The 10,317-nt window shown below is 65.1% G+C and carries 10 protein-coding genes; 7 read left to right on the plus strand and 3 right to left on the minus strand.

Translation table 11 applies throughout. From position 1 onward, the window contains the following. Positions 1 to 1,848 (plus strand): molybdopterin oxidoreductase family protein (locus IC66_RS0125545; protein WP_038949555.1); only part of this gene is annotated, 1,848 nt, incomplete at its 5' end. A gap of 230 nt (positions 1,849 to 2,078) precedes the next feature. Beyond that, positions 2,079 to 2,552, plus strand: coding sequence for a Cys-tRNA(Pro) deacylase (ybaK, locus tag IC66_RS0125550; protein ID WP_038949556.1), 474 nt, complete (start codon positions 2,079 to 2,081; stop codon positions 2,550 to 2,552). Positions 2,553 to 2,563: 11 nt separating this feature from the next. Here ybaK and IC66_RS0125555 read toward each other — a convergent pair whose 3' ends face one another. Continuing rightward, positions 2,564 to 3,247: a GntR family transcriptional regulator gene (locus IC66_RS0125555; protein ID WP_038949557.1), complete on the minus strand. Its 684-nt coding sequence runs from the start codon at positions 3,245 to 3,247 to the stop codon at positions 2,564 to 2,566. 154 nt (positions 3,248 to 3,401) lie between these two features. Between IC66_RS0125555 and tcuA the strand changes: the two genes are divergently transcribed. The 5 genes from tcuA to IC66_RS0125580 all read left to right on the plus strand — a co-directional run bounded on the left by tcuA (position 3,402) and on the right by IC66_RS0125580 (position 7,762). After that, a complete protein-coding gene (gene tcuA / locus IC66_RS0125560; protein WP_038949558.1) occupies positions 3,402 to 4,793 on the plus strand; it encodes an FAD-dependent tricarballylate dehydrogenase TcuA in 1,392 nt (463 codons plus the stop codon). Between the two features lie 23 nt (positions 4,794 to 4,816). Then, positions 4,817 to 5,845: an esterase gene (locus IC66_RS0125565; RefSeq protein ID WP_038949559.1), complete on the plus strand. Its 1,029-nt coding sequence runs from the start codon at positions 4,817 to 4,819 to the stop codon at positions 5,843 to 5,845. A 4-nt stretch (positions 5,846 to 5,849) separates the two neighbouring features. Then, entirely contained in the window at positions 5,850 to 6,956 is a 1,107-nt protein-coding gene (gene tcuB / locus IC66_RS0125570) for a tricarballylate utilization 4Fe-4S protein TcuB (RefSeq protein ID WP_038949560.1), read from the plus strand. Positions 6,957 to 7,026: 70 nt separating this feature from the next. Next, a complete protein-coding gene (locus tag IC66_RS47795) occupies positions 7,027 to 7,185 on the plus strand; it encodes a DUF5993 family protein (RefSeq protein ID WP_038949561.1) in 159 nt (52 codons plus the stop codon). A gap of 10 nt (positions 7,186 to 7,195) precedes the next feature. Further along, entirely contained in the window at positions 7,196 to 7,762 is a 567-nt protein-coding gene (locus IC66_RS0125580; protein ID WP_038949562.1) for a disulfide bond formation protein B, read from the plus strand. On the opposite strand, the gene IC66_RS0125585 is transcribed toward IC66_RS0125580, so the two are convergent. Both IC66_RS0125585 and IC66_RS0125590 read right to left on the minus strand, forming a co-directional pair. After that, on the minus strand, positions 7,755 to 8,426 hold the full coding sequence (locus IC66_RS0125585) for an alpha/beta fold hydrolase (protein WP_038949563.1): 672 nt from the start codon (positions 8,424 to 8,426) through the stop codon (positions 7,755 to 7,757). The genes IC66_RS0125580 and IC66_RS0125585 overlap by 8 nt on opposite strands. A gap of 5 nt (positions 8,427 to 8,431) precedes the next feature. Then, a partial coding sequence (locus IC66_RS0125590) for an AMP-binding protein (RefSeq protein WP_157158090.1) occupies positions 8,432 to 10,317 on the minus strand: 1,886 nt, incomplete at its 5' end.

A 10,317-nucleotide genomic window follows, 5' to 3' on the forward strand; every position in this document is an offset into this window, starting at 1 on the left:
GAAGCGAGCTGGGAGGAAGCGCTCGACATCGCCGCCAAGGGTCTCGTCAAGATCCGCGACGAGAAGGGCGTGAAGGCGCTGGCCGGCTTCGGCTCGGCCAAGGGCTCGAACGAAGAGGCTTATCTGTTCCAGAAGCTGGTGCGTACCGGCTTCGGCTCCAACAACGTCGACCATTGCACCCGTCTGTGCCACGCCTCGTCGGTGGCGGCGCTGTTCGAAGGCCTGAGCTCGGGCGCGGTGTCGGCGCCATTCTCGGCCGCGATGGATGCCGAGGTCATCATCGTGATCGGAGCCAACCCGACCGTGAACCATCCGGTCGCCGCGACCTTCATCAAGAACGCAGTCAAGCAGAACGGCGCAAAGCTGTTCGTGATGGATCCGCGCCGGCAGACGCTGTCGCGTCACGCGACCAAGCATCTGCAGTTCAAGCCCGGCTCCGACGTTGCGATGCTGAACGCGATGATCAACACGATCATCACCGAAGGGCTGACCGACGACCAGTACATCGCCGGCTACACCGAGGGGTTCGAGGACCTCAAGGAGAAGATCAAGGAGTTCACGCCGGAGAAGATGGAGGCGATCTGCGGCATCCCGGCGCAGACTCTGCGCGAGGTGGCGCGAACCTATGCGCGGGCAAAATCGTCGATCATTTTCTGGGGCATGGGCATCAGCCAGCACGTCCACGGCACCGACAATGCGCGCTGCCTGATAGCACTGGCGCTGATCACCGGCCAGGTCGGCCGTCCCGGCACCGGCCTGCATCCGCTGCGCGGCCAGAACAACGTGCAGGGCGCATCCGACGCCGGCCTGATCCCGATGTTCCTGCCGGACTATCAGCCGGTCGGCCGCGACGATCTGCGCGGCAGCTTCGAAAAGCTGTGGCAGCAGGATCTCGATCCCGTCCGCGGCCTGACCGTAGTCGAGATCATGAACGCGATCCACGCCGGCGAGATCACGGGCATGTATATCGAGGGCGAGAATCCCGCGATGTCCGATCCCGATCTGCAGCATGCGCGCCAGGCGCTCGCGATGCTCGACCATCTCGTGGTGCAGGACCTCTTCGTCACCGAGACCGCATTCCATGCCGACGTCATCCTGCCGGCCTCGGCGTTCGCCGAGAAGGACGGCTCCTTCACCAACACCGATCGGCGCGTGCAGCTCGCCCGCCAGGTGATCAAGCCGCCGGGCGATGCGCGACAGGATCTCTGGATCATCCAGGAGATCGGCAAGCGCATGGGCCTGCCCTGGAATTATGCCGGTCCCGGCGAGGTCTTCACCGAGATGGCAGAGCTCATGCCGTCGCTGAAGAACATCACCTGGGAGCGGCTGGTGCGCGAAGGCGCGGTGACCTATCCGGTCGACGCTCCGGACCAGCCCGGCAACGAGATCATCTTCACCACGGGCTTCCCGACCGCGAGCGGCCGCGGCAAGATCGTGCCGGCCAAGGTCATTCCGCCCGACGAGATCCCGGACGCCGAATATCCGATGGTGCTGTCGACCGGCCGCGTGCTGGAGCACTGGCACACCGGCTCGATGACCCGCCGCGCCCAGGTGCTGGACCAGATCGAGCCCGAGGCGGTCGCGTTCATGTCGCCGAAGGACATGCACAAGAAGAAGCTGGTGCCGGGCGATTTCATTCGCCTGGAGACCCGCCGCGGCGCCGTCGAGGTCAAGGTCCGCTCCGACCGCGACGTGCCGGAGAACATGGTGTTCATGCCGTTCTGCTACGCGGAGGCGGCGGCGAACCTGTTGACCAACCCGGCGCTCGATCCGTTCGGCAAGATCCCGGAATTCAAGTTCTGCGCGGCCAGAGCCGAACGCGCGGAGATGCGGGACGCGGCGGAGTAGGGTTCGGTATTCGTTTGGCGGCGCGTTGCTGCCAAACCATCGGTGTCGTCCTGGCGAAAGCCAGGACCCATACCGCGTGATCCATCGATTGCAGACGGTCGCAGTACCGCGCACCACTAATCTTCGCCAAATTCCTCCCTGGGGTAATGGGTCCTGGCTTTCGCCAGGACGACGGCTGAGAGCGTGGAGTTCGACTTCGTTCTCCGCCGCACCGGTGCTACACATCGCCCATGTCCAAAGCCACCCCAGCCACCCGTGCGCTTGAAGCCGCCGGTGTTGCCTTCACCGTCCACGCCTACGACTACGATCCTGACGCCGAGAGCATCGGCCTTCAGGCGGCCGCCGCGCTCGGTGAGAACCCCGCGCGCGTCTTGAAGACGCTGATGGCGCTGGTGGACGGCAAGCCGGTCTGCGTGATCGTTCCGTCCGACCAGGAGATCTCCATGAAGAAGCTTGCTGCCGCTGCCGGCGGCAAGTCGGCGCAGATGATGAAGCCGCCCGAGGCCGAGCGCGTCACCGGCTACAAGGTTGGCGGCATCAGCCCGTTCGGTCAGCGCAAGCCCGTGCGCACCGTGATCGAACAGAGCGCGCTCGGGCATGATCAGGTCTATCTCAACGGCGGCCAGCGCGGTTTGCAGGTGCGGCTGAGGCCGGCCGATGTGCGGGACGCGTTGAAGGCGGTCGTTGTCGACGTCGTGGCCTGAGCGTCACGCGCTTACTGCTTCTGCAACAGCTTCAGCCGGCAGCGCAGCGCCTCGCGGATGTGCGCGCGCGCAAGCTGCTCCGCTTTGTCGCCGTTGCGGGCCGCGATGGCGTCGATCATTGCCTGGTGCTCGCCGTGGCTGGACGAGGGGCGGCCGGTTACGGTGAAGGTGGTCGGGCCGAGCAGGGCGATCCAGTCCTGCAATTCCCGCGAAGCGTTGTCGAGATAGCGGTTGCGCGCCGCCCGGCAGATGGCCTCGTGGAAGCTGCGATTGAGCCTTGCCATCTCGGCCGCGTCTGCTGCGGGAGTTTCGACAAAAGCCTGCTCGATGTCGTGGAGCGCATCGACCTCGGGCGCCGAAGCGTATTCGGCGGCGAGGCGCGCCGCGGCACCTTCCATGATCTCGCGCATGGCGTAGAGCTCGAGCACTTCCGAGATGTCGAGATTGCGCACGATCAGCCCGCGGCCGCCGGCGGGCTCGACGAAACCGCGCGCGGCGAGCCGGCCGAGCGCTTCGCGCACCGGGGTGCGGCTGACCTTGAGCCGCTGCGCGACCTCTTCCTCGCGCAGGCGGTCGCCGGCGCGGTAGCTGCCGGCCTGGAGCGCCTCGCACAGCGAGCGGAAAACAGCTTTGCCAAGGGCAACGCCGCCGCCGCGCGCGATCGATCCGCCTGTCTTTGCCGGACGCCTCGCCATGTTCCCTCGAAGCAAGGCGCATCCTGCCCATGCAGAGATGACGCTTGCGGGGTCTCTGTATATCTTTGTATACAAAAGTACGCAATGGTGGTGCCGGTTGACCGGGGCCGCCGGCGGATAGAATGTCTCAACTTCGTCGCATCGGGCGGACGGCATGAGCAGCAAATACGACGTGCTGGTGATCGGCGGCGGCAACGCGGCGCTGTGCGCGGCGATCGCGGCGCGGCGCGGCGGTGCCTCGGTGCTGGTGCTCGAAGGCGCGCCGAAATTCTATCGCGGCGGCAATACCCGCCACACCCGCAACATGCGTTGCGCTCATGATGCGGCAACCGAAATTCTGACCGGCCCCTATACCGAAGAGGAATTCTGGGAAGACCTGCTGCGTGTCACCGGCGGGCAAACGGATGAAGTGCTCGCGCGCCACATGATCCGAGAGTCCAAGGATATCCCGAACTGGATCGTGGAGCAGGGCGTGCGCTGGCAACCCTCGCTCGGCGGCACGCTGAGCCTCGGCCGTACCAATTCGTTCTTCCTCGGCGGGGGCCGCGCGATGTTGAATGCGCTCTATCTCACTGCCGAGCGGCTCGGTGTCGACGTCGAATACGATGCCGAGGTCACCGACCTCGTGATCGAGGATGGCATGTTCCTGGCTGCACGCCTCAAGCGGCCGATCAGGGGCGAGACCGAGATCCGGGCGACCTCGCTGGTCGCCGCGGCCGGCGGGTTCGAGGCCAACATCGAATGGCTCAAGCAATATTGGGGCGAGGCTGCCGACAATTTCCTGATCCGTGGCACGCCCTATAATCGTGGCTCGATCCTCAAGATGCTGCTCGACAAGGGTGTGCAGGAGGTTGGTGATCCCACCCAGTGCCATGCGGTCGCGATCGATGCCCGCGCACCGAAATTCGACGGCGGCATCATCACGCGCCACGACTCCGTCGTGTTCGGCATCGTCGTGAACAAGCACGCGCAGCGCTTCTACGACGAGGGCGAGGACATCTGGCCGAAGCGCTACGCCATCTGGGGCCGGCTGGTCGCGGCGCAGCCCGACCAGATCGCCTACATCATCTTCGACTCCACCGTGGTCACCAGCTTCATGCCGACGCTGTTTCCGCCGATCACCGGACAGACGGTGGCCGAACTCGCCGGCAAGCTGGAGCTCGACCCGGCGGCGCTGGAAAAGACCGTCGCCGAGTTCAACGCCGCGGTGCGCCCCGGCACCTTCGACCACACGATTCTGGATGACTGCGTGACCGAAGGCATCACGCCGCCCAAGACGCACTGGGCGCGCAAGATCGAGACGCCGCCTTATCTCGCTTATCCGGTGCGGCCCGGCATCACCTTCACCTATCTCGGCACCCGCGTGAACAAAGAGGCGCGCATGCTGATGGCTGATGGCCAGCCTTCAGGCAACATGTTCGCGGCCGGCGAGATCATGGCCGGCAACGTGCTCGGCAAGGGCTATGCAGCCGGCATGGGCATGACCATCGGCAGCGTGTTCGGACGGATCGCGGGACGGGAAGCGGCGCGCCACGCCAAGAACTAAAGAAAAGACTTAAGGGAGGAACCATGTCGCGCCTTGCCATTGCTTCGATCACGGCGCTGCTGACCGTCGGGCACGCCTACGCCGCCGAGCCGATCACCCTGCGCGACATGGGTTCGTTCCACGTCGGCGGGCGTCTCGTCGAAATCTCCGGCAAGCCGGTGAAGGAGGTGGTGTTCACGCCCGGCGGCGTGCCGGCCAAGGTCGATCCCAATGGCACGTATCAGGTCGAGCAGATGTACGTGCAGTATTTCCTGCCCGCGAACGAGAAGGGTGCCTATCCGCTGCTGATGTGGCATGGCGGCGGACTGACCGGCGTCACCTACGAGACCACGCCCGACGGACGCGAAGGCTGGCTGAACTATTTCCTGCGCAAGGGGTGGGCGGTTTATAATTCCGACGCGGTGGAGCGCGGGCGCGCTGGCTGGGCGCAATACCCCGACATATTCAAGAGCGAGCCGGTCTTCCTCACCACCGCCAATCCGTTCGAACGTTTCCGCATCGGCGAAGGGCTAAACTCCTACGATGCCGATCCCGCCAAGCGAAAGCTGTTACCGGGCAACCAGTTTCCCGTCGAGGGCTACGAGAATTTCGTCAAGCAGAACGTGCCGCGCTGGACAACGACGGATGATGCGATCGTCGCTGCCTATATCGCCGAGATCGATCGCGTCGGCCCGTCCGTGATCTTGTTCCACAGCCAGGCCGGCAGCTTCGGCTTCAAGGTCGCACAAGCTCGGCCTGACAAGGTCAAGGCGCTGATCGCGATCGAGCCGGCCGGCATTGGCGATCCCGCCAAGGCGGATGTGCTGAAGAACATCCCGACGCTCATCATCTATGGCGATTATATCGAGCGCGATTCACGCTGGCCCAAGATCCGCGCCAACGGCATCGCCTTTGCCGACGCCATCAAGGCTGCCGGCGGCAGCGTCGACATCGTCGATCTCCCGCAGGCGGGCATCAAGGGCAATTCGCATATGGTGATGATGGACAAGAACAACCTCCAGGTCGCGGGCCTGATTCAGAAATGGCTCGAGACAAAGGGCCTAACGAAGTAAAGCCATGCACGGAACCAGAATCCTGGACGAGGCCGACCGTCTGATGACGGTCTGCAATTCCTGCCGCTACTGCGAGGGGCTGTGCGCGGTATTTCCCGCCATGGAAATGCGCCGCGCCTTCTCCGACGGCGACCTCAACTATCTCGCCAATCTCTGCCATTCCTGCGGCGCCTGCTACGTCGATTGCCAGTTCTCGCCGCCGCATGAGTTCAACGTCAACGTTCCCGGAACGCTCGCGATCTCGCGGGCCGAGTCCTATGCCGCCTATGCCTGGCCGGGCGCGATGTCCGGCGCTTTCGCCCGCAACGGTCTGGTCATCAGCATCGTCGCTGCGCTCAGCATGGCGGCCTTCATCCTCGGCTTCGCCGCCCTGAACGACGGCAGCGTGCTTTTCGGCGTGCACAGCGGTCCCGGCGCGTTCTACAGACTGATGCCGCACAACACGATGGCAGCGCTGTTCAGCGCCGCGTTCCTCTATGCGATCCTCGCGCTCGTGATGAGCGTGCGCGCTTTCTGGCGCGACATCGGTGGACCGATCCGCGGCCGCGCCGATGGGGGCTCGATCTTCCAGGCGATCCGCGATGCGGGCGAGCTGCGCTATCTCCATGGCGGCGGTGTCGGCTGCTACAACGAGGACGACAAGCCGACCGACCGGCGCAAGCTGTATCACCACCTGACCTTCTACGGCTTCCTGCTGTGCTTTGCGGCGACGTCGGTGGCCACGCTGTATCACTATCTGCTCGGCCGCGAGGCGCCGTATCCATGGTGGGACCTGCCCGTGGTGCTGGGCGCGCTCGGCGGAATCGGTCTGATCATCGGCCCGGTCGGTCTGTTCACGGCCAGGATGCGGCGCGATCCGGCGTTGCTCGACGAGAACCGCTACGGCATGGATGTCGGCTTCATCGCCATGCTGTTCCTGACCGGCCTCACCGGCATGCTGCTGCTCATCTTGCGCGAGACGGCCGCGATGGGGCCGCTGCTGGCGCTGCACCTCGGCGCGGTGTTCGCACTGTTCGTCACCATGCCCTATGGCAAGTTCGTGCACGGCATCTACCGCTTCGCGGCGCTGGTGCGTTACGCGCAGGAGCGTCGCGGCGAAGCCGGCTCTTGAGGGGCGTGCAGGGCTGACGTATCTCTTGGCCGTTCGCGCGCTGCGCGAATCGCTTGGGGAGCCCGTGCTCATGTACATGTTCCTGCCTTTTCTGCTGGCGCTCGCAGGCTGCGCCAGCGTCTGGCGCTCGCGCGCGGGGCTGAGCTATGCGCTCTGGAGTGCAACGCTCCTCGTCACCGTCGCATGGTTCTTCCACCACGCGACCGACCCGCTGAAATTCTCGTTCTGATGGTGTCGAGATGAATCCTGTAGAGACGAGCGAGCAACAGCCGGTCGGCGCGATCCTGAACATGCTTGGGTTGCTCGGGATCTCGCTGATCTTGACCGTCGCATTCTTCTATCAGCTTGCGCTCGGTGAGCTACCCTGTCCGCTGTGCTTGCTGCAGCGGGCCGGGTTCATCGCGATTGGCATGGGATTCCTGTTCAACATGCGCCTGGGTGAACGTCCATCCCACTACGCGATGATCCTCCTGGCCAGCCTCGTCACCGGCTTCATCTCGATGCGGCAGGTGTCGCTGCATCTGGCGCCTGGCGATCCTGGATACGGCTCGGCGCTGTTGGGCTTGCATTTCTACACCTGGGCGCTGATCGCGGCCGTCGGCGTCATATGCTATGTCGCGCTCGTCTTCGTCTTGAAGGATGTGACCGGCAAGCGAGACGGGAATGCGCCCCCGAGCGGACCGGCGTCGAACGCGGTCTTCGCGATCTTTGCGTTGCTGGTTGCCGCAAATCTCCTGTCCACCGTGCTCGAATGTGGAGCGGGACAGTGCGATGACAACCCGGTTCGGTATCTCTTGCTCAGGTGAGCGGCGCGGTGCGGAAACGCCCATCGCGCAGGAAGGCGATGGTCTGCTCGATTGCGGCGGCGTGACGCGGAAGCCCGGTATGAGACGCCTTCGCGACGACATGGTCGGTCATGCCAGCCAGCATCGCGCTCTGCACCGACACCCGCCCGTCATTCGGTTTCGGCAGAACAAGGAGGCCGGCGACGGGATCGATGAAGCGGTTTCCGGCGATCACGCCAACGGGGTAGTCCACGGTGGGCAGGGCGCGGATCGCAGTCGTAAGTTCAAGTCCAGCCGGGCCGTAGAACGTGCGGTAGAGGCGGGATCCGCTGAGGAGATCGGCGACCTCGCTGCCGCTGTTCGGCGTGCCCAGCATCACGACGCGGCCAAGCCGGGCCGGCCGGTGTTTTGCGATATAGGCGCGCGCGACGAGGCCGCCCATCGAATGCGCGACGAAATGCAGCGGCGCGTCGCGTTCGGCGAAACCGGAGATCGCGGGGTGAATGTCGTCTGCAAGGGCCGCGATCGCCTTCTTGCGGCTGGGATAGTCGATGTTGAGCGTCGCAAAGCCGCTCGCCTGGAGTGCCCGTTCCAGCTTCCTCAGGGATGCCGAGGTTCGCGCGATGCCGTGAAGCAGAACCACTCCCGGGCATCGCGCGTCGCCTGATTGAGGCGCCTCGCGCATCTGTCTTACGCTACCTCGCGCTCCGGCGAGGACGCCTGCTCGCGGGCCATCGTGGTTGCGGTGACGTAGTCGGTCTTGCCGGTGCCGAGCAGCGGCACCTTGTCGACCACCATGATCGCCGCAGGAACGGTCAGCTCGGATGCGCCGATTGCTTTGGCCTGGCCCTGCATCGCGCTGCGCTCGGCGGTCTTCTCCGTCGTCAGCAGCACGATGCGCTCGCCCTTGCGCTGGTCGGGGATCGACACGGCAACTGATGCAGCTTGCGGCCACAACGTCGCGGCGATGCTCTCGACTGCCGACAGCGACACCATTTCGCCGGCAATCTTGGCAAAGCGCTTGGCGCGTCCCTTGATGGTGATGAAGCCGGCCGCGTCGATCGCGACGATGTCGCCGGTGTCGTGCCAGCCTTCGGGAAGTACTTCGAGCACGCCGGGATTCTCGGCCCGCAAGTAACCGAGCATCACGTTCGGCCCGCGCACCGAGAGCCGTCCACCTTCCTCGATGCCGGGGACCGGGTCGAGACGGCTTTCCATCAGCGGCGAGAGGCGGCCGACGGTGCCGGGGCGGTTGGCCATCGGCGTGTTCATCGCCAGCACCGGCGCAGTCTCGGTGACGCCGTAGCCTTCGAGGATGCGGATGCCGTAGCGTTCCATGAACACCTGCCGCGTGCGGTCCTTGACCGCCTCGGCGCCGGCGATCACGAGGCGCAGGGTGCGGAAGTCGTAGGCATGCGCCGAGCGGGCATAGCCGGTGAGGAACGTATCGGTGCCGAACAGGATGGTGGCGCCGGTCTGGTAGATGAGCTCGGGCACGATCCGGTAGTGCAGCGGCGAGGGGTACATGTAGATCGGAATGCCCGCGAGCATCGGCATCATCATCCCGCCGGTCAGCCCGAACGAGTGGAACACCGGCAGCACGTTGAACACCTTGTCATTGGCGTTGGCATCGACCCGCGCCAGCGCCTGCGCCGCGTTGGCGAGGATGTTGCGGTGGGACAGCACCACGCCCTTGGGCGTTCCTTCTGAACCCGACGTGAACAGCACGACGGCGGGGTCGGTTGCCTGGCGGGCGACGCGCGGCGCGGTGCCGGCGAGCAGGCCCTTGATCTTGTCGGCCGTCCCGATCGAGGCGCGGACGTCCTCGAGATAGACGACCCGGGCTTCCGCGGAGATCGCAGCCATCAGCTTGTCGAGCTTGCCCTTCTCGATGAAGGCCTTCGATGTCAGCACGGTCTTGACCTCTGCGGCCTTCATGGCGGCGAGGACGTTGACCGGGCCGGCCGAGAAGTTGAGCATCGCCGGGACCCGGCCGATGTTCTGCAGCGCCATGAAGACGACGGCGACGCCCGCCGAATTCGGCAGCAACACGCCGACATTCTCGCCCACGGCGGTACCGGTCTCCAGCTTCCGGCTCAAGACCTGAGCGCCAAGGATCAGCTTGCGATAGGTCAGCTTGGTGCCGAGCGCGTCCTCGATAATGACCTTACCGGTGTCGCGATCGCGATAGGCGTGTCCGAGCGCCTCGAACAGCGAGTGATCGAGCATGGCGTTCTTGACGAGAGCATCGATCATCACGTCCTGAAGCGCGGCGCCGGCGGCATTGCGGCGTGCCTTGCCCTTCAGCGCCGGATCGACCGGAAGCTTGACGGGCGGCAGGATAGTGACCGTCACCCGCGGAAACCACGAGCGCTTGATCTGGCTAGAGTTGAGGTAGCTGAGATGCGAGCGCTGCGCGCCTTCGATGCGAACCGGCACGACCACCGCATCGGCCTTGTCCGCGATCATCGCGGTGCCGTCATAGACCTTCATCAGCGAGCCCGAGACAGTGATACGTCCTTCCGGAAAGATCACCACCGGCTCGCCGGCGGCGACCAGCTTGATCAGGTCGCGCG

Origin of the sequence: Bradyrhizobium genomosp. III (assembly GCF_000261705.1) — a bacterium.
In the GTDB taxonomy this organism is placed as follows: domain Bacteria; phylum Pseudomonadota; class Alphaproteobacteria; order Rhizobiales; family Xanthobacteraceae; genus Bradyrhizobium; species Bradyrhizobium ottawaense.

Coding starts and splice junctions, on each gene's coding strand:
- ybaK (WP_038949556.1), top strand. CDS start 2,079: ATGTCCAAAGCCACCCCAGCCACCCGTGCGCTTGAAGCCGCCGGTGTT.
- IC66_RS0125555 (WP_038949557.1), bottom strand. CDS start 3,247: ATGGCGAGGCGTCCGGCAAAGACAGGCGGATCGATCGCGCGCGGCGGC.
- tcuA (WP_038949558.1), top strand. CDS start 3,402: ATGAGCAGCAAATACGACGTGCTGGTGATCGGCGGCGGCAACGCGGCG.
- IC66_RS0125565 (WP_038949559.1), top strand. CDS start 4,817: ATGTCGCGCCTTGCCATTGCTTCGATCACGGCGCTGCTGACCGTCGGG.
- tcuB (WP_038949560.1), top strand. CDS start 5,850: ATGCACGGAACCAGAATCCTGGACGAGGCCGACCGTCTGATGACGGTC.
- IC66_RS47795 (WP_038949561.1), top strand. CDS start 7,027: ATGTACATGTTCCTGCCTTTTCTGCTGGCGCTCGCAGGCTGCGCCAGC.
- IC66_RS0125580 (WP_038949562.1), top strand. CDS start 7,196: ATGAATCCTGTAGAGACGAGCGAGCAACAGCCGGTCGGCGCGATCCTG.
- IC66_RS0125585 (WP_038949563.1), bottom strand. CDS start 8,426: ATGCGCGAGGCGCCTCAATCAGGCGACGCGCGATGCCCGGGAGTGGTT.